Below are 19,629 nucleotides of genomic sequence, written 5' to 3'. Positions count from 1 at the left end.
CCGGTGCAGACGGCGGGGTTTGTCGCGGATCCGCTCGGGGCGATCGCGAAGGGGTGTGCGGACGCCGCGACGTGGATCCTCAATCTGCGCTCGTGGATCCGCCCACGGAGGCCAGAGAGGACCGCCCCCGTGCCGGTCACGCGGCACGCAGCGCTTCGCGTGCCCGTTCCCATGGGGAACGCGCCGACGGGCCTGGGGTCACGCGGATCCGCGACATGAAGCCGATTCGCCACGCCCGCAAGGCACACGCCACCCCGGCACGCCATACGCCCTCGCGCATCCCCGGTGGATCATGGAGGCTTGCGCCAGACCGACGCACGGAACCCGGGAGAACGGCACGTGATCAAGACCGGCGACTCCGATGCACCGTCGGCCGGCGACGCCGAACCACACCTGAGGACACTCCGTTGCCACCCATCCCGCTGACGTTCAGCGTCCGGGAGGCCGACGGGTCGTGGATCGTCAGCGGGACGGTGGCCCAGGCGAGCGAGGTGGTGGACCTGCTCACACACTCGGCGAACGGCACGGTCGTGGTCATGGACCTGGCGACGACCAGTTTCTGGAGCCCGGCGCGCGAGTTGTGGGATCCGTCGCTCGTTGCCGCCGAAGTGGGAGTCGAATGTGTCGTGCACCGGGTCGGCGCGTGGGCCGCGGCCACCCCGGGCCTGTCGGACGAGCTTCTGGTGATGCGGCGTAGCGATCTCCCCCGCTTTCTGGACGGCAGTTGGTCGCCGTACGAGCTGTCGATCATCGACGTGCCGGACCGGCCGAACGCAGCCCGGCTCGACGAGATCGCCCTCGCCGTCGGCACGGCATCCTTCGACGGGCCGGTTCTGCCGCACCTGGCCGACTCGCGCGTCTGGTACCGCGGACATGACGACTGCTTCCTCAGGATCGAGACCACGGATCCGGCCATGCCCGTGTCGGTGTTCGGGCGCCTGCTGGCGTTGTCCGCGCGTTCTTCGTTGACCGGTGGCGACACCGCCCGTTCGTCGGTGGCGGTCCCGCAGCCCGACACGACGCTGACAGCTCGGTTGATCCATGAGAGTCCTCGCTGGTTGGGGATTGTCGACGACTCCGCGGACCCGGAGAGCCGCACGGCGCGCATCCTCCTGTCCGCGTTGCCGGAGCCTTGGCGGCTCGGCGGGAGACCGCCGGAACAGGTCGACCACACGGCGACGTTCGACCTGGGCCGAGGCACGTGGGAGTTCGTCGCCGGCCGATAGCCGCCGCTCACGGCGGGTCCCGCGGCGGCTCGGGGTCGGTCGTGGCCGACTTGTCGGGAACGACGGGCGGGGTTTCCGGTGGGGTGGCGCGCAACGGGCGGCGGGCGGGGAACAGCAGGTGGCGGGCTTCGGCCGGGTCGAGGCGGCTGTTGATGGCGGTGTGGAGCAACTGCGCGAGCCGGTAGGTGGGATCGGCGTCGAGGGCGCGGTTGACGGCCACCCGGGCGAAGGCGGGCTCGTCCCCGGTCCAGGCCGCCCACGCGACCAGGCACAGCGGCGCGGCGGAGTCCGGTGGCAGGGACCGGCGCGCGAGCGCGGTCCACAGAGCCGGCAGCGCACCGTCCTGCCACGACATCGCGTGGTCGCGGGCTTTGCGGTCGTCGAGGCCGAGGACCAGTCGAGCCGCCTCGTCGTAGGTCATCGAGCGGTCGCCGCCGGCGAATCGGATCCGGGCGGCCTGGAGGAGGGCGATGGTCTCGTACCGGACGCCGTCCTCACCGTCGCCGCTGCGGCGTGCCAGTTCGGCGCGCCGGTGTGCGAACGCCTGCCGGACCGCCTCACGGGCGATGAACTCCGGTGGGCGTACCCGGGCCGCCAGTTCGGACAGCGGGATCGGCGGCGGGATGCCGGCCGTCACGGCGGCCGCGGCGACCGCCGTGTGCCGCTCGGCCGGGAGCGGCGTGCCGCCCGGCGGGCAGCAGGCGTGGATCCGGCAGATGTACGACCACACCCTGCCGTTCTGCACGCAGGCGGATTCCTGAAGGACGAGGCCGCGACGACGGCAGGCACCGGCCACCGCCTCGGCCAACGGCCGGTAGAAGTCCACACCGCGGGTGCCGTCGCGTGGTGGCGTGTCGACGTACACAATCGACGACAGGAACCGGACGCCGTGCTGGACGAGTTGCGCCGTGTGGTGATGGGCTGCGGACGCGAATCGTTCGGGCGGCGGCAGGTCGAGGCGCAGGACGGGGCCTACCCGGCCGTCCTCCGGCCGGACGCCGAGCAGCACGAGGCTGTCCGTGGGCTGGGCACCGAGCAAGTAGGGGATCGCCTCGGCCAGTTCACTCGGCGTGGCGACCTTGATGACGGTCGTGGCGGACATCGGGGTGAGGGCTGTTTCGCTCATGCATCGAGCCTGCGGCACCCCGGCGGCCGTCCAGCCCGGACCGGCCAGACTGTGGATAACTCGCGGTTGTGGAAAGCGAGTTCACTCCTACGAGTGACTGTGGCGGCCGGACGGAAATGATATTGGCCCGTGTCGCCGCAGGTCCGGCTCGAACGCCCGCGCCTGTGTGGTCAGCGCCGCGTACTCGTCCTCGGCGAGTTCCAGTTCCGCCGCCTCGACGTTCTGTTCCAACTGCTCGACGCTGGACGCGCCCGGAATCGCCACGACCGGACCACGGTGCAGCGTCCAGGCCAATGCGATCTGGGCCGGCGTGGCGTCGTGCGCCGCGGCGACCTCCTGGAGGAGTTCGAGCAGCGGCTGCGCGCGGCGCAGGTTCTCCGGGTGGAAGAGCCTGCGGCGGGCCCGGAACGCGGGCGGCGGGTTGTAGGCGTCGTAGCGACAGCCCAGCAGCCCCTGGGCGAGGGGGCTGTACGCGATGACCAGACGCCCGTTCGTCTCCGCCCACGGCACGAGGTCGTCCAGCGCGCCGGGCTTCGCGAGGCTGAACTCCACCTGGTTGGACAGGACGCGGCTGCCGAGCGCGTGCTCCGCGCGACGCCAGCGGGCCAGGTCGTAGTTGCTCACCCCGATCTCGTCGACGACCTTTTCGTCCTGGAGTTCGGCGAGCCCCTGCATGGTGGTGTCCATGCCGAAGAGCCGGTTCGGGAAGTGCACCTGGTAGATGCCGATGCGGTCGAGGCCGAGGCGGTCGAGGCTGGCGTACCCGCGTGCCTTGACGACGCGCGCGACGGGAAGCACCGGGAGGAACTTCGTCGCCACGACGACACGGGCGGCGTCGGATCCGAGTGCTTCGCCGAGGATGCGCTCGCTGCGGCCCCAGCCGTACATCTCGGCGGTGTCGAACAGCGTGACGCCCAGTTCCAGGGCGCGCCCGACGAGCGCGCGGGCGGTCACCGAGGAGTACGCGTCGCCGTACCCCCATTCGCGTGACCCGAACTGCCACGTTCCGAGCCCGATGCGGCCGAGCCTGGGGAATCCTTCGACATCGAGGTGGCGCATCGTGTCCTCCCGGGGGAATCCGTGTCCACGAGTCCTGTCCCACCCTTCACCTCCGGGGCGCGTGAGCCAAGGGCAGAGGGCGGTTCTTCGCAACTTTCGGACGGCGATGCTGCTCCCTCCGGCGGCGTCGGGAGGCCGAGCAGCGGGCACGATGGCTGGATGAATCGTTTCTCCACAGATTCGGCGACGCGTTGCCACGATGTCCGGCGGAACGGATAGAAAGGTGCGTATGGACTCCTCCGACGCCACCCCGGCCGCTTCCGCACCCCGCGACCCCGCCGCCCCGACCGCACTCCGCGACGAGGCGGACGCCGTGCTGCGCGGCCTCGCGGGCGAGACCGCGCGGCTGCGCGAGGACCAGTGGCGGGCCGTCGAGGCCCTGGTCGCGGAGCACCGCCGGGTGCTGGTCGTCCAGCGCACCGGCTGGGGGAAGTCGGCGGTGTACTTCGTCGCCACGGCGCTGCTGCGTGCCCGCGGCGCGGGTCCGACCGTGATCGTCTCGCCGCTCCTGGCACTCATGCGCAACCAGATCGACTCGGCGGCCCGCGCCGGCATCCGCGCCCGCACGATCAACTCGGCCAACATCGACGACTGGGACTCGATCCAGGCCGAGGTCGCCGACGGCCTCGTCGACGTACTCCTGGTCAGCCCGGAGCGCCTCAACAACCCGGACTTCCGCGACACCGTGCTGCCGAAGCTGGCGGCGACCTGCGGGCTCCTGGTCGTCGACGAGGCACACTGCGTGTCCGACTGGGGCCACGACTTCCGCCCCGACTACCGCAGGCTGCGCACGCTGCTCGGCGATCTGCCGGGCGGGGTGCCGGTATTGGCCACGACCGCGACGGCCAACGCACGGGTGACCGCGGACGTCGCCGAGCAGCTGGGCACCGGCGCGGAGAACACCGACGCGCTCGTGCTGCGCGGTTCGCTGGACCGCGAGAGCCTCACCCTGGGCGTCCTGCAACTGCCCGACGCCGCCCACCGGTTGGCGTGGCTGGACGCGCATCTCGACGAGTTGCCGGGGTCCGGCATCATCTACACCCTCACGGTGGCCGCGGCCGAGGAGGTGACCGCGTACCTGCGCTCGCGCGGCCACACCGTGGCGTCCTACTCGGGGCGGACCGACGACGCCGAGCGGCAGGCGGCCGAGGCCGACCTGCTGGCCAACCGCGTCAAGGCCCTGGTCGCGACCTCCGCGCTCGGCATGGGCTTCGACAAGGGCGACCTCGGATTCGTCGTACACCTGGGGGCACCGCAATCCCCCATCGCCTACTACCAGCAGATCGGACGCGCGGGCCGCGCCGTCGAGCGCGCCGACGTCCTGCTGCTGCCGGGCCGCGAAGACGAGGCGATCTGGCGCTACTTCGCGTCGCTGGGCTTCCCGCCCGAGGACCAGGTGCGCCGCACCCTCGACGTCCTCGCGTCCGCCGACCGCCCGCTCTCGACCGCGGCCCTGGAGCCGCGGGTCGACCTGCGGCGCAACCGGCTGGAGCTGATGCTCAAGGTGCTCGACGTCGACGGTGCGGCGCGGCGGGTCCGCGGCGGCTGGACCGCCACCGGCCAACCGTGGCGGTACGACACCGAGCGCTACGCGCGCGTGGCGCAGGCCCGCGCCCACGAGCAGCAGGCCATGCGCGACTACGTGGCAACCGCCGGCTGCCGGCTGGAGTTCCTGCGCAGGCAGCTCGACGACGAGCAGGCCGTGCCCTGCGGACGCTGCGACGGGTGCGCGGGGCCACGCTACGACGCCGCCGTCGATCCCGGCGCACTCGACGCGGCGCGCGCGGCCCTCGGCCGCCCTGGGGTCGAGGTGGAACCACGCCGCATGTGGCCGACGGGGATGACGGAGGCGGGCGTACAACTCAAGGGGCGGATCCCGGCCGACGAGCAGGCCTCGACGGGACGGGCGCTCGGGCGGCTGTCCGACATCGGCTGGGGGAACCGGCTGCGCCCCGTGCTCGCGGCCGATGCCGGGGACGCCCCGGTCACCGACGACGTCTTCAATGCGGTCGTCCAGGTCCTGGCGTCGTGGGGCTGGGAGCGGCGGCCCGCCGGTGTGGTCACGATGGCCTCCCGCACGCACGGGCTGTTGATCGACAGCCTCGGAGCCCGGTTGTCCGAGGTCGGGCGCCTGCCGTTCCTCGGCCGGATCGAGTACGCCCCAGGCGCGGAGCCGGCCCCGGCCCGCAGCAACAGCGCGCAGCGACTGCGGGCACTGGCAGGGGCGTTCACCGTACCGCCGGGCCTCGCCGCAGCGGTCGCAGCCGTCGACGGACCGATCCTGCTGGTCGACGACCGGGTCGACAGCGGCTGGACGGTCACGGTCGCGGCCCGGCTGTTGCGGCGGGCTGGTGCCGCCGAGGTGCTGCCCCTGGTGCTGGCGGTCGAGGCGTAACGGCGGCCCGATGCGGATCGACACCACCCTGACATCAGAGATATATCGACAATTCAGGCGACCCAACCGAGTTGTCGCCACCAAGCCAAGCCCATCCCGCCACGGGCGGCGGCGATGCCTGAAATCGTGCGGCGCCGCCGAGCGACCGGGACCCGGCGACGCGCGTGCGCCCCTGGGACGCGTCGCGATCCAACGGACAACATGGGTTGCCAGAACGGACAAAAACCTGCGGAATCGCGTGAAACAGTGACAGCCAACTGCCAACAACGACCGTGCGAGACGGATGTGTCGGTCGTGTGAAACGTGGGATTCCTGTGCAGCTGATCACGTTTCCCTGTTGCCGCCACTCCCCTGCGCGCGGAAGAATCGACATAGCGTCCTGGTGATCTTTGCGGGCCGCATCACTTTGTGATGCGGCACAATCCGCACGGTCTCACCGGCGCGACGACAACCGGCTGACGACGGTCCGCTCCCCGGACCGCTCCCGGACCAAAGGAGGGCCGTGTCTGCCACCGCCGCCGCCTCAGCCTCCCTGTGGTCCAGACTCAGCCACCGCCGCGTTCCCGCCCAGGAACCCGTGCGCATGGTCGATCCCGAGCAGTGGCAGGCGTACGACGTGCCGCTCCTGCGCGACCCGCGCGGACTGCTCAAGCGCCTCCACGACCTCCACCGGCCCGAGCCCGGAACCGCCGTCGTCGCCGTCCTCGACGCGGACGGACGTCCTGTCGCCAGTGCGTCGTTCGCGCTCGACAACGGATCGGGACCGACCGACGGGTGGGAGTGCCGCAACACGATCCTGGCGCACCTACGCATGATCGTCCCGGACGACCTGCGCCGCGCCACCCCCACGCGCACGACCGTCCTGCTCCTGTGCCGCGACGGGCAGCGCGACTGGGAGCCCGACGACGGCCGCTGGATGTGGGGCCTGCGCGACGCCTGCGGCCTCCACGGCCTGCGCTGCGGCGCGGCGGTGATCATGGCCGAGGACGGCTGGCAGGTCGTCGGCGACGGACGGAACGGCCGTACACCGGCCCCGGTGGGGCAGCCGAATCCGGCACGCCGGCCCACGGTGTCGGCCTCTCCGCGCCCGGCCGTCCCCACGCCCGCCACTGCGCTCCCGACAGCCGCGGCCCTTCCCGCGACGACACCGCCGGCGGCCACCGACACCCCGCACCACCCCGTGGCGCGTCCCCATCCGCCGCACCGTTCCGACCACGCGGGCGTCGCCGTGGCGGCATTCGCCGAATACCCCGAGGGCCCCGCGCCGCCCCCAAGACCACCGGTGGTCCGCCTGGTCCCGGACGTGGCCACGGCATAGGACCTGCGGCCGGGCAACAAGCAGTTCGGCGCAGGACGCGGTGGTACGCAGCCCCTTTGAGCGCGCTGGACGAAGCCCGCCCCGAAGACGGCGCATCGCCCTGAGTTCGCGAGCGCGTCGCGCACGACGGCTCCTGTGTGGCCGCAGTCGACGGGTTGTCTGGCGTCGGGAAACCGCAATCCGGGCGTGGCCCTTGCCCTACCAACAGGGCCAACGGACGTCCCGCTCGGCGCGCCGCCGAGGCGACGGAGGGGCGGTCCCGGACGAGACACGGGTGGCCGACAGCCGTCTGTCCGGACGGCCGCACTCCAGGACAGGAGCCCGAAGTCCCTACCGGGGCAGACCACCGCCGGCGAAGGGGCACCGGGGCAGGGCAGCGCAGGCAGGTGTGAAGTCGGTGCGGATTGACGGCCGCCGAGTTCCGCCGGACCGGGCGTGGCAGGCGCGTGCGGCCGACGCGCGCCGAGTCGGGCGAACTGCGGGCGGGGTACGCGAGCTGACGATGTGTCAGGAAGAAGCGCCGGACGCCACACCACCGCGGACGTCGCCAGCGGCCGCGTGCCGCCGTACGAGAGCAGGCCCCAGGTCCGCATGCGGGAACCGGTCGGTTCGGGACCACAGGCGCCGCTCAGGGGGCTTGCGGGGCATCCGCCGCACGGGCCGCACGCGCGCTCGGCGGCAGCAGAGCCGCGAGTAGCCGCGATCCGCCCGCCGAAGGTTGTCGCCGCGCAGACCGGAGCCTCACCCGAAAGCGATCTGGCCGCGCCCGGCCCGTACAGCTCCGCCGGCCTGCCGCCTTGCAGCCCACGAGCCGTTCCGCGTACTCCCGGAAGAGGCGCGCACCGCACCGCGGCCGCTCGGCGAACCGCAAGGCCCGAGGGGCAAGTTGACGGGGCGTCAGGTGGGGTGTGGCGCCCCGCCAGGGGGCGGCTAGGCGCCGCGGTGGCCCTGGGACGAGAGCCAGTCCGCGAGTTCGGTGGTGACGGTCAGGGCGTGCTCCTGCACCATCTCCGGAGCGTGCAGGCGGTTCGTGAGGTGTTCGCCGTGGAACGGCTTGATGCCGGCGACGAGCTTGCGGACCCCGAACAGGTTGCAGAACGCCTCGGCGTCTCCGGCCTCGTAGGCGTCGTCCCATTCCTTGCGGTCCGCGACGTTCAGAGTGGCGAAGGCGTACCGGTTGAGGTACGCGGCCAGCATGTCCACCACAGTGCTGCACGCGCGGTACTGCTGGAGTGTCAACCGGTCTTCCTGATCACTCAGGAAACGGTCGAGGAGCTGGGCTATAGAGGGGGATTCGGACATGGAAGGGAACCGTAGCCCACTGGCTTCGGCCGAGAACGGGCCCGGTTGCCGGGCTACCGAAGGCGATTCCGACATGGGAACGAACCGTAGCCGACTTCGGCCCCGCGCGTGCGGCTCGGGGCAGGAGTACGTCCCCACGAGTGGTCCTGTGGTACGGCAGCACTGACCGCCCGGCCGCGTGAGCGAACCGGGCAGCAGCCCCGGACGGCAGTGGAGCGCACCGAAGGCACCCGCGGAACCGGCCGAGGGCCCGCACCCAACTGCGCGTTCCGGACAGTCGAGTCCGAGCACGCCGAGCTGGGACACGCCGGACCTTGGACACGCCACGTACCCCGGGCATCGACACCACCCAGGACACCGCACCACACGGCACGGCACCGAGGAACGCGCACACGCGCGCGCACCCGAACACCGGGGACCGCGCCGGGGGTCGCCCCCGTGAGCAGCCAGTCGTCCGCCGCGAACCGGACAGGTCGGGGCCGCGCCGCACGCCGGGCGGCCGAACCCGCGAACGGTACGCGCGGGTGGCCCGCGCCCTACGTACACGCCGCACGTACACGCCGGACGCGCGTGCCGTAAGTGCGTGTCGTAGGTGCGCGTGTCGTAGGTGCGCGTGTCGTAGGTGCGTGTCGTGCGTGAGCGCCGGCTCAGAGGCCGGTCAGCGCCCGCACCTCGTCCAGGTCCCCGCACACGATGACCGCGCCGGTGCCGGCACCGATCGCGGACACGAGCGCGTCCGTCGAGCGGGCCGGGTCGGCGAAGCCGTTGACGACCAGCACGACGGTCTCGCGCCGCAGTTGGCGGTCGTTGAGCGCCGGGGCGTAGAACACGTCGCGGCCCTCGGTGTACTGACGCCAGTACTGCTCGGCGCCGAACGACTCCTCGTGCTGCTGCCACGGGTGCGGGTCCCCGGTCGTGAGCACCAGAATCGAGTCCGGTGCCGCGCCCTGGTCCAGGAGCCGGTCGACGGTGTCGTCGGCGACGTCGAGGGCGGTGTCCGGGGTCGCGGACACGAGGCGGATGTCGGGTCCGGCGGGACGTTCGCCCTGACGCGCCGCGGGGACCGTCGGGGTGACGGGCGCGGACGCGGCGGCGGGCGGAGCGGCAGGCGCCGCCGGGGCGGTCGGAGCGGTGGGTGCGGCCGACACAGGCGGTGCCGTCGGCGCGGGCGGTGCGGCCAGCGCGGGCGGTGCGGCCGGCGCGGGAACCGGTGCGGTGGCGGCCGGAGCGGCGGGACGCGGCGGTCCCGGCTTCGGCGCGGACGGCCGCGGCGGGCCCGGCTTGGGCGCGCCGGACGCGTGGGCGGGGTTACGGGGTACAGACGGCTTGGGTGCCGCGGACTTTGCTGTCGTCACCAGATTCGCAGTCGTGAGTCGGGAAACACTGGATTCTTCGTCGGTGGCTCCGGAATGACCGGAGGCGGGGATCTGCGGGGACGCCCCGGACAGATCGGCGTCCGGTTCCCCGGAAAACACACGCGGCATGGTCGCCAGTCTTATCAAAGCCTCCCCGGGCATGCACAGACCGGGTCGGTGTCGGCTGATGTAACGGTTGGAATTCGGCCGGGTCCGCGGGTGCCTCAGGGGCACGTACGGTGGGTCCGGCCGTCATCGGAACCGGGCGTCCGAACAGGGTCGGAACGGCTTCGGCTCCGTGGTGCGGAGCGGCGGCACTCGCGCGGCGCTCGAGCGGGGACGGGCGCGTTGGGTCAACGGGCGCTACCGCGTCATTCGTCCACCACCACTCCGTACTCGGTCACCAGGGCGGCGAGCCCTTCGGCGTAGCCCTGCCCCACCGCGCGCAACCGCCACGCGTCATCGCGACGGTACACCTCGGTGAGGATCATCACCGTCTCCTCCCCGCCGGTGAGCCGGAAGTCGGCGAGCCTGCGTCGTGTGACGGGGTCGACGATACCGACGGCGACGGGGACTTGGGCGAACGCGGCACCGGCCGCGGCGTCGAGCGCCAGCGCCACCAGGACGCGCACCCGGCCGTCCGGGAGCTTGGTGACGTCGATGTCCACCGAGTCCGAACCGCGCTTGCCGTCCTGCAACTTGCCGGCCAGCCGCACCGCGCCGCTCGGGTGCACGGGCTGGTTGTAGAAGACCAGGTCCTCGTCGGCGCCGACGCGCCGGTCGTCGTCGAGGACGAGCACGACCACGTCCGCGTCCGCGTCGACCGCCTCGGGCCCCCACCACGCCGCCTCGACGCGCAGGGCGCCGGTGAACGTGCCGAGCTGGTCGATGGTGACGGCCTGGCCCCGCTTGAGTGCGCGCGGCTCCTCGACGGGCGGGGCGGGCAGCGAAGTCCGCGGCTGGGACAGCGGGTCCGGCGCGGCGGTCCGGCCGGTCGCCGGGCGCGTGGTCGGCACGGGCGGGATCGACGGAGTCGACGGAACCGGCGGCACGGAAGGCGTCGCCGGTACGGACGGACGCGGCAGGATCGTCGGCGCGGCAGTCGGCATCGGGGGCCGCGACGGAGGCGGCGGAGTGCCCGGCGCAGTGCCCGGCGGCGGGACGCTCGGCCGAGGCGGTACGACCGACTCCCCGACCGTCTCCGGCACAACTCCGGGCGCCGCATCCGACGCCCCGTCAGGTGCCGCGTCGAGCGACGTGTCAGGCGCCGCGTCCACCCGCGCGCCCAGGCCCGCCTCGGCCAGTACCTCGGGCGCGACGTCGGCGGCGGTGTCGGGCACGGCCTCGGAGCCGGTGTCCACCGCGGATCCGCCCGCCGGGCCGGTCCGCGGATCCGCCGTCTCCGGAGACAGCGCGGGCATCGGTGACGACGGCGTCAGTCCGCGCCGCCTGGGCGCGCGGCCCCCGGCCCGTTCCACACCCGTCCGCGACTTGCCCGCGCCTCCCGTGCCCAGGCCCGCGTCCGGCCCCGCATCCGGTCCCGCGTCCTTGTGCACGACGTCCTGCGCCGCATCGCGCGCCGTACCGGGACCCGAGCTGCTGAGAGCCGCCGTGACAGCCGGCGAGGGGGGCGGCGGAATCGGCGGGATCGGTACGGTCCCCGGCTCGGTCGCCTCGACCGGCGTGTCCCCCGTCCGCGGACCGTCGCCGGCCACCAGTGGCCCGGCCGTGTGCGGCGGCGTGTGGCCCGAACTCCCCGGTCGGGGCAGCAGGAACCCGCTGGTGGTGCGCGGCGGCCCTGTGACGGCGCCCTGGGCCCCGGAAGCCCCGGCGTACGCGAGCGCCCCGGCTGCCGCGACGCGCGACGCCGCGTCGGCCGCCGAGCCGCGCTCCCTCTCCAGGTCCGCGAGCAGCGCCAGGAAAACCGGCTCGATGAGCACCCGGATGCCGCGCTGACGCGCCCAGTACGTCCGGTCGGAGGACTCGTCGGGGTCCGCCACGACGAGGACGTCCACGCGGTCGTGGATGCCCGACGCGAGTTCGAGCCGGGCCCGCGCCAGACGCTGCTCCAACTCGGAGCGCGTCACCGCGAGGTACCCGTGGAACAGCACGTGCTGCCCGGGCAGCAGCGGCCGGCCGCGCGCCAGCATCCGCGGCGTGCCGTGCGCCGAGGCGGACTGGCCGGAGGCCGTGTCGCGGGCCATGCCGATGATGTCGTCGAGGGCGATCCGCGGAATGCCCAACTGGGCCGCGACGCGCGTCAGATCCGCGCGCTCCTCGCGGTCGATGACCGGACCGGCGGCGACCATCGACGCCGCCAGCGTGGTGACGTACAGCCGGTCGAGGTCCTTGCGCTGCGCCTCGGAGATGCCCAGCGACACGGCCAGTTCGGCCAGGTCCGCGGCCTCCTCGGGCGTGATGACGCGGTCCTCCAGGGCGGCGTCGAGCACCGCCAGGTAGCTGTCGGGACCCTCGCCGACCCCGGTCGGCGGGCCGAACGCGCGGGCCTTCTCCAGGTACGACACGGCGACCCGGCGGCGCGCCTGCTCCGCCTCCTCCCGCGCACGCCGCGCCGCGTGCGCGTCGTCGCGCGTGTAGGGGCGCGGCTCACCGGCCTTGCGGCGCGGCCAGTTGAGGGACGCCGCGACCGTGCGCGCCTGTTGCCAGTGCCGCGCCTCGCCCGCGCCCTGGTCCAGGTAGTACGACAGGAGGCGCGCCGCGCCCATGGCCTTCGCCGCGGCGCCGTACCCCGAGTCGACCGGCACGCTCGCCGCCTCGCAGCACGCGATCAGCGAGAAGCGCGGTGCCTCGGGCACGTACTCGGGCGCCTCGCGCATCGTGCACAGCATGGTCAGCGGGGGCACCGAGGGGTGCCTGCGGCGCTGGAACTCGCGTTCCAGGAAGCCGAGCTCGAAGCGCGCGTTGTGGGCGACGACGACGCGCTGCCGCAGCAGGCCGACCAGCCACGGGGCGATGTCGCCGAAGCCGGGCGCGTCCACGATGTCGTCGTCGAACAGCCCATGGGTCTGGAAGTCCCCGACCGGACCGTCCGGGTTGAGCAGCGTGGTGAAGAAGTCGGTCACCTGGCCGTCCGGGTCGCACAGCGCGACCGCGATCTCCACGATGCGGTGGCGGTGCGGCGACAGCCCGGTGGTCTCCACTCCCACCACGGCATAGCCCGGACATTGCAGGCGGTCCCCAAGACGCACGGTCACCCCCCATTGATGGTCTGCCGACCGGCGGGCGGTGCGGGGCACCCCCCGGTGGCGTATGGGATTCCCACGGACCCCTCGGCCCGGGAAAATACCCGTTCGCGGCGGCCCGCACGCGGAGACGGAGCCGCGCGCGGGTGAAACCGAACCATACGCCGGTTCACCCACACGCCGCCGAAATGCGCGTCCGAGGACTGCCGTTTGCGCGGGCGGGAGGTCAGGAAGCGCTGTCGGAGGGAACCGGCATGCCGACCTTCGCGCCGTTCCTGATGGTGTCGAAGACCGCGCGGCCCGGCGCGTTGGGCACGTCGTAGATCACGGTGGTGAGCACCGGGTACGAGCCGTCGACCTCGGCGTTGATGATGACGAACTGCGCGTAGATGATGCGGTTGGCCGGGTCGCGCACCTTGTACTCGAGGATGTGCGCCTCTTTGCCGTCGACCGTGGTGCCGGTGTTCTTCTCGGTGTTCACGAGCTGGTAGCCCTCGCCGTCGAGGCTTTCGTACCTCTCCTGCGTCTCGGTGACGGCCTTCGCGAACGAGCTTGCCGAGGTGGTGTCGACGTACGACTCGCCGAGGTAGCAGTCGCCCGGCGAACCGGAAGGCCCGTCGGACGGCCCGTCCGAGGGACTGCCCGACGCCGGCTCGCACGCGATGCGGTCCTTGCGCTGGTGGGTCGGCTCGCCGTTCGGCTTCGGGACGTCCCAGTCCTTGATCCGCGGAACCGACACGCCCGTGCCGGGATCGAGGAGCGTGCCGGCCGTCGCCGTCTTGTCGTCGTCACCGCCGCCCAGCAGTACGATCAACGCCGCGACCAGACCGCCCACGACGAGCACCGACACGATCGCGATGATCGTGTTCCGGTTGCGCCGGCTGGGCCCGCCCTGGCCCTGCCCCGGGTACGCACCGTACGGCGGGTACGGCGTCTGCCCCGGCGCGGACAACTGACCCGGGCCGTACATCTGCCCGGGTCCGGAACCCGGCATCTGCCCAGGGCCGGAACCCGGCATCTGTCCGGGGCCCGACCCCGGCATCTGCCCCGGGCCCGAACTGTGCACGGGGCCGGGTTGGAACTGGTCCGAGGGGTATCCGCCGGGCTGCTGGTCCGACGGGTGGCCGGGCGCGGGCGGCACACCGGGCGAGCTGTCGGTCCGCGGACGTGAGGATTCGGTCCATTGGGTGCCGTCCCACCAGCGCTCCATGCCGGATGCTGAAGGGTCGTCGTACCAGCCGGGAGGTATCGAGGCAGTCACGCGGGCAACCTACCGTCCGCTCCCGCGCGACGTGCGGCGTGCGGCGAACCGTGATGGGACATCAACCGAACTGTCGTGAATGTCCCACGGGATCCCGGGTCAGAAATCCAGCGCGGTCTGTCCCGCGTCCTCCAGCACCGAACGCACCCGCTTGAGGTGCCGCCAGCGCGGCAGATTGTCGAGGTACGCCCACGACATGCGGTGGTACGGGGTCGGCCCCCGCTCCTCCAGCGCCGCCTGGTGCACCGGCGACGGATATCCGGCGTTGTCGCCGAACGCGAATTCCGGGTAGTCGAGGCCCAGTTCCGCCATCAGCCGGTCGCGGTGCACCTTCGCCAGCACCGACGCCGCCGCGACACCGACGCACACGCGGTCGCCCTTGACCACGGTACGCACCCGCCACGGGTCGCCGAGGAAGTCGTGGCTGCCGTCGAGCACGACCGCGTCGGGCCGTACGGGCAAAGCCTCCAACGCACGTACTGCGGCGAGCCGCAGCGCGGCGGTCATACCGAGTGCGTCGATCTCCTCGTGCGACGCCGCGCCGAACGCGTGGGCGACGGTCCACTCCGCGACCAGCGGCGCCAACTCCTCGCGGCGCTGCGCGGTCAGCAGCTTCGAGTCGGTGAGCCCCGTCGGCGGTACGCCGAGCGCCGACACCGCGGCACCGACGACCACCGGTCCCGCCCACGCACCGCGGCCCACCTCGTCGACCCCGGCCACCACCAGCGCCCCGGCCTCGCGCAATTCGCGCTCCACGGCGTCGGTCGGCGCGTCGAGGGCCTTCTTGGCACCGGCCTTCTTCGCAGTGGTCTTCTTCGCACTGGTCTTCTTGGCGCCCGCCTTCTTCGCGGCGGGTTTCCTGGCCGCGGCCTTCTTGGCGGCAGTGGTCGCGGGGGAGGCCGACTTCGCCGGCCTCAGTCCCGGCGCCCGCCCGTTCGCCGCCGTCCGCGCCCCGGGCACGGCAGCCGCCGCGTCCGCGCCGACCGAGTCCTCGACAACCGCGTCTTCCGCAACCGGGTCTTCGGCGACGACGTGCTCGTCGACCGCGTCCTCCGCAGCACTGTCGGCGGGTGCGTCGACCGTCACGCGGGGCTGTTGCGGGATGCTCACGAGATCAGGCTATCCCTCTCGCCCGCCCGCGATGACCACGACCGGCGCCCGGCGACGGCGCGCACTGCCGGCGCACTGCCCGTGCACCTGCGCGCGTCGCGCGTCACCTGTGTCGTCACCCGTGCGCGTCACCGGTGCCCGACCGCGGTCTCGCGCTCGGACGCGGCGTGGAACGACGCCGGCATGCGTACCTCGTGGTACAGCGACACCCCCGCATCCGCGAGTGCGGTACGCAGCTCCCGCGCCCCCGCCGCCCCCGCGATCGCCCGCGCGGCCAACCCGGCCAGGTCCAGCGGCACCCCGTCGTACCCGGTAACCCGGTCGTGTCCGGACCACGTCAAGTCCCAGCGCGCGCGGCCCGCGTCGACCCACGCACACCCCAGCAGCGCCGTCAGCGCGGACACGACGGGGCTGTCCGGTCCGGTCTCGGCGGCACCGCCCTCCGCGTGTTCGCGAGCCAGCTTCGCCCCCTGCCCCTCGACGAGCAGGGCCACCACGCCCCCGAGGGTGACCGGCAGTTCGGCACCCGCGCGGCGCGCCGCCGGCGCCAGCCGGGACGCCCGGTACGCCGCCCGGTAGCCGCTCACCTGCCGCAGGAACGCCTCGCGGTCGAGCGACGTCATGCCGTCGAGCATCTCGAACGCGCCGCTCGCCGCGATGCCCTCGTCGTCGGTGGCCAGCAGGTACGCGTGCAGGTGCGACACGACGCGGCGCGGGTCGTCGAGGCCGAGCGCCAACCCCTGCTGCCCGCCGCGCAGCGCCACGGTCCCCGGCAGCGGACGGGCCCGCAGCCGGGCCGCACGCTCGACCAGGACACGCGGCGGCTCGTCGTCGGCAAGGCCGTCGAGGGCGGCGACGCGGACCGGGTCGGCAAGCAGGGCCTTGAAGTCGCCGAGCGGATCGAGCGGCAGAACACCCGTGGCCAGCCCGGCGTTCAGGTAGCCGCGCCGGTACCACCCCCATGCGACCTGTACGCGGCGCAGCGCGTCGAGGCCGTCGGCGATCGCGTCCGTGCCGTAGACGCCGGCGGCGTACCGGTCGGCGGTGCGCTCCTGGAGTTGCAGGACCGGCGCGCAGATCTCCTCGTAGCGGGTCGCGAAGCGCTGCGCCGCGTCGGCGAGTCCGCCGGCGCCGCGCGCACGTGCCGATTCGGCGAGGCCGGCGACCATGTCGAGTCCGTGCAGCGCCAGTTGGTCGGGCAGCGGCGGACGGCGGCGGCGCAGGCGGCCGAGCGCGGAGGCGACGACGGCGCGCAGTTGGGGCTCGGTCAGGCAGGTCGGGACTGCGGAGCCGAGCACGAGGTGCTTGTGCAGCGTGATGCCGGGGCGGCGTACCGCGCGCAGGCCGACGACCGTGCCGCCGGTGAGCACGATGCCGTCCGGTTCCGGGACTTGGAGCTCGCGGGCGGTCGCGCGGACGAGAGCCCACAGGCGGGGCTGGTCACGCGGGGTGACGGCGATCCCGGCGGGCAGGCGGCGCGGTCCGGCGAGTTCGAGGACCAGGGCGACGAGGGCGATCACCAACTCGGCGACGATGACCGCCTCGCCGGAGGCGAACAGGTCAAAGCCGCGCACCATCAGCCCGATGGCCAGGGCCACGAACACGAACGGCAGGGCGACCGCCACATACAGCGCGATCAGCACTCCGACCGCGGTGAACGCCCGCAGTCCCGCAGCCCTCACACCCACGTCCCCTCCGTACCCTCTCCACCCGTACGCGCGGTCGCGCGGGCAGCCGGTGCACACCCTATTGGCTCCGGGACGCGCCGGTGCGCTGACGATGAGTCAGCATGCGGAAGGCGGAGGCACGCGGGACGCGCGAGGACTGCGGCCGAGAACTACGGCTCAGGTCCGCGGCTCAGGCGGGCTTGGCGACGCCGGACAGGTCGAGCGGCTCCAGCAGTCGGTGCGGCGAACGGAGCGCGAGGCTGACGGGGTCGGTCCTGGTGTGCGTGAGGATGCCCGGGCCGGGCCGCATCTCCAGTTCGTCGGGGGGCGCGACGGTACGGCACCCGGGGCACAGGCCGCTCCGGTCGACGATGACCCCGCAGGGGATGTGCACGAACTCGCGCAGCGCGCCCGCGGCGGACGGCACGAACTCGATCGCCCACTGGGCGAGTGCGAAGACCGCGGGCCACAGGGCGCGCCCGGTGTCGGTCAGGACGTACTCGTCGCGCGGCGGGGACTCCTGGTAGCGGCGGCGCTCCAGGACGTCGGCCTCGACCAGGGCCGTGAGGCGCGAGGTGAGTACGGCGCGCGGGATGTCCAGGTGCGCCTGGAAGTCGCTGAAGCGGCGGACGCCGTAGAAGACGTCGCGGACCACGAGGAGGGTCCACCGCTCGCCGACCAGTTCGAGAGCGCGGGCGAGAGCGCACTGCTGGCCCGCGTAGTCCTTGCCGAGTGCCATGCCCACCAGCGTACCTCTCTTGGTTCATTCATTGAACTCATACTGCTACAGTCGAGCCGGTCGGTTCAGTGAATGAACTGACGAACGAACTGGCAAGCCGCGGCGGCGCCCGTCCGCGCCCGCACCGCAGTACGCGCCGCCGTACCGACCGCACCATCGCTCCGAGGGGACCCCATGCCGCCGACCGCCGCGTCCGCAGCAGATCCGACAGCCACACCGACCACCACGCCCGCCACGTCGGCCATCACGGCGACCACCACGCCGGCCGTCACGGCGACCCGGACGCAGGGACCGTCCGCATCGGCGCCGACAGCCACCGCACCATCGCCCGCCCGCACCGGGGACGAAGACCGGACCCGGCACGCCCGGACCGCCTCCCCGGCCGTCACACTCGCCGCCGTCGTGGCCGCGACCCTGCTGGTCCTGATGACCTACACGGCCCCCATCTCCGTGCTCCCCGACACCGTCCGCCACCTGCACTCCGGGCCGACCGGCCCGGCGTGGATCCTCAGCGGCATCAGCCTCGGCCTCTCCGCGTTCCAACTGACCGCCGGAAGCCTCGCCGACATCCTCGGCAGGCGCCGCGTCTTCGTCGCGGGCGCGCTCGGCCTCGCCGCCGCGTCCGCGCTCACCGCGCTAGCCGGGTCGCTGGCCCTGTTCGTGGTCGGCCGCGTCCTCCAAGGCGTCGCCGGCGCGGCCCTGCTCGCCGCCGGACTCGGTCTCGTCGGACACGCCTTCCCCACCGGCCACGCCCGCGTACGCGCCACCGCATCCGTCGGCGCCGCCCTCGGCGCCGGCATCGCCGTCGGCCCCCTCGCGGCCGCCGGCCTCACCCGTGCGGGCGGCTACGCCACCCCCTACTGGACCCAGACCGCGGCAGCCGTCGCCCTGGCCGGCGTCGCCGCGCTACTGCTCACCGAGTCGCGGTCACACGTACGCCGACGCCTCGACCCCCTGGGCGCCCTCACCCTCGGCGGCGGCATCGGGGCCCTCACCGCCGCCCTCGTCGAGGGGCGCCAGGGCTGGGGCCGACCCGTCGTCCTCGTCCTGCTCGCGGCGGCCGCGGTGCTGCTTGCCGCGTACGTCGCCACCGCGCTGCGCGGCCGCGAGCCCATGATCGACGTACGCCTGCTGCGCCGCCCGGTCTTCGCGCTCTCCCTGCTCGGGTCCTTCATCACCGGACTCGCGGTCATCGCGGTCGGCTCCTACCTGCCCACGCTCTTCCAGGGCGTCCTCGGCCTCAGCCCGCTGGCCTCGGCGGGCGTGCTCGCCTTCTGGTCCGCGAGCTCGGTGGTCGCGTCCGTCGCCACCGGCCGCCTCACCGCACACATGCCCGCCCGCCGCCTCGTCGCCGTCGGCCTGACGGTCATCGCCGCCGGGTTCCTGACGCTCGCCGGAATGGACACCGGCACGCACTGGCCCCGCCTCGTCCCGGGCCTCGTCGTGGCCGGCCTCGGACTCGGCGTCCTCAACGCGGCCTCGGCGCGCCTCTCCGTGGAGAGCGTCCCGGTGGACCGCGCCGCCATGGGCGCGGGCGCGGCCAACACCGCCCGCTACACCGGAGCGTCCATCGGCGGGGCGCTGGTCGTCGCGGTCGTGCAGTCCGCGGACGGCGCCACCCCGGCCGACGCCCTCGCGGCCGGCGGCGACCGGGCGATCCTGCTCGGCGTCGTGCTGGCCGTGCTCGGCGCCGGGGCGGCCCTCCTCGTCCGCGACCGCACCGCGGCCGGCGCCCCGAGGACGTGACGCTGGTCGCATCCACCGGACCGGCCCGCGGCGAACCACCCCGCAATCCCGCCCACAATCCCGGCCGTAAGCCCGCCCGCAAGCCCCCTTCGCGCCGCCGTACCCGGGTACGGCGGCGCGAA

Annotated in this window: 12 protein-coding genes and 1 pseudogene; 4 read left to right on the top strand and 9 right to left on the bottom strand. The window is 73.4% G+C overall.

The genetic code is table 11. The features are described 5' to 3' along the window. The first annotated feature begins 407 nt into the window (after nucleotides 1-407). Nucleotides 408-1,226, top strand: coding sequence for a hypothetical protein (locus AB0C36_RS38090; RefSeq protein ID WP_358363305.1), 819 nt, complete (start codon nucleotides 408-410; stop codon nucleotides 1,224-1,226). Between the two features lie 7 nt (nucleotides 1,227-1,233). Here AB0C36_RS38090 and AB0C36_RS38085 read toward each other — a convergent pair whose 3' ends face one another. Both AB0C36_RS38085 and AB0C36_RS38080 read right to left on the bottom strand, forming a co-directional pair. Beyond that, the gene (locus AB0C36_RS38085) at nucleotides 1,234-2,352 is read right to left on the bottom strand and encodes a DUF4192 domain-containing protein (protein WP_358363303.1); all 1,119 of its coding nucleotides are present in this window, start codon (nucleotides 2,350-2,352) and stop codon (nucleotides 1,234-1,236) included. 87 nt (nucleotides 2,353-2,439) lie between these two features. Further along, nucleotides 2,440-3,411, bottom strand: coding sequence for an aldo/keto reductase (locus AB0C36_RS38080; protein ID WP_358363301.1), 972 nt, complete (start codon nucleotides 3,409-3,411; stop codon nucleotides 2,440-2,442). Between the two features lie 229 nt (nucleotides 3,412-3,640). On the opposite strand from AB0C36_RS38080, the gene AB0C36_RS38075 reads away from it, so the two are divergent. Together AB0C36_RS38075 and AB0C36_RS38070 are read left to right on the top strand one after the other, a co-directional pair. Continuing rightward, the gene (locus AB0C36_RS38075) at nucleotides 3,641-5,806 is read left to right on the top strand and encodes a RecQ family ATP-dependent DNA helicase (RefSeq protein ID WP_358363299.1); all 2,166 of its coding nucleotides are present in this window, start codon (nucleotides 3,641-3,643) and stop codon (nucleotides 5,804-5,806) included. Nucleotides 5,807-6,389: 583 nt separating this feature from the next. Next, a pseudogene (locus AB0C36_RS38070) lies at nucleotides 6,390-6,920 on the top strand (hypothetical protein); the annotation flags it as partial. A gap of 1,134 nt (nucleotides 6,921-8,054) precedes the next feature. On the opposite strand, the gene AB0C36_RS38065 reads toward AB0C36_RS38070, so the two are convergent. The 7 genes from AB0C36_RS38065 to AB0C36_RS38035 all read right to left on the bottom strand — a co-directional run bounded on the left by AB0C36_RS38065 (nucleotide 8,055) and on the right by AB0C36_RS38035 (nucleotide 17,761). After that, entirely contained in the window at nucleotides 8,055-8,426 is a 372-nt protein-coding gene (locus AB0C36_RS38065) for a hypothetical protein (RefSeq protein ID WP_358363295.1), read from the bottom strand. A 647-nt stretch (nucleotides 8,427-9,073) separates the two neighbouring features. Then, nucleotides 9,074-9,574: a hypothetical protein gene (locus AB0C36_RS38060; RefSeq protein WP_358363293.1), complete on the bottom strand. Its 501-nt coding sequence runs from the start codon at nucleotides 9,572-9,574 to the stop codon at nucleotides 9,074-9,076. A 578-nt stretch (nucleotides 9,575-10,152) separates the two neighbouring features. Then, a complete protein-coding gene (locus AB0C36_RS38055; protein ID WP_358363291.1) occupies nucleotides 10,153-12,996 on the bottom strand; it encodes a TerD family protein in 2,844 nt (947 codons plus the stop codon). 214 nt (nucleotides 12,997-13,210) lie between these two features. Then, nucleotides 13,211-14,245 (bottom strand): DUF2510 domain-containing protein, encoded by a 1,035-nt coding sequence (locus AB0C36_RS38050; protein WP_358363289.1) that lies wholly within the window; start codon nucleotides 14,243-14,245, stop codon nucleotides 13,211-13,213. Nucleotides 14,246-14,344: 99 nt separating this feature from the next. Beyond that, nucleotides 14,345-15,001, bottom strand: coding sequence for a ribonuclease HII (gene rnhB / locus AB0C36_RS38045; RefSeq protein WP_358363307.1), 657 nt, complete (start codon nucleotides 14,999-15,001; stop codon nucleotides 14,345-14,347). A 482-nt stretch (nucleotides 15,002-15,483) separates the two neighbouring features. Then, nucleotides 15,484-17,043, bottom strand: a complete 1,560-nt coding sequence (locus AB0C36_RS38040) for a M48 family metalloprotease (RefSeq protein WP_358363287.1) — start codon at nucleotides 17,041-17,043, stop codon at nucleotides 15,484-15,486. A 169-nt stretch (nucleotides 17,044-17,212) separates the two neighbouring features. Beyond that, the gene (locus tag AB0C36_RS38035) at nucleotides 17,213-17,761 is read right to left on the bottom strand and encodes a winged helix-turn-helix transcriptional regulator (protein WP_358363285.1); all 549 of its coding nucleotides are present in this window, start codon (nucleotides 17,759-17,761) and stop codon (nucleotides 17,213-17,215) included. A 174-nt stretch (nucleotides 17,762-17,935) separates the two neighbouring features. On the opposite strand from AB0C36_RS38035, the gene AB0C36_RS38030 reads away from it, so the two are divergent. Further along, nucleotides 17,936-19,507 (top strand): MFS transporter, encoded by a 1,572-nt coding sequence (locus AB0C36_RS38030; protein ID WP_358363283.1) that lies wholly within the window; start codon nucleotides 17,936-17,938, stop codon nucleotides 19,505-19,507. The last annotated feature ends 122 nt before the right edge of the window (nucleotides 19,508-19,629 follow it).

The organism is Streptodolium elevatio (assembly GCF_040649515.1).
Classification (GTDB): domain Bacteria; phylum Actinomycetota; class Actinomycetes; order Streptomycetales; family Streptomycetaceae; genus Yinghuangia; species Yinghuangia elevatio.
This window is presented reverse-complemented; position numbering and strand designations above follow the sequence as displayed.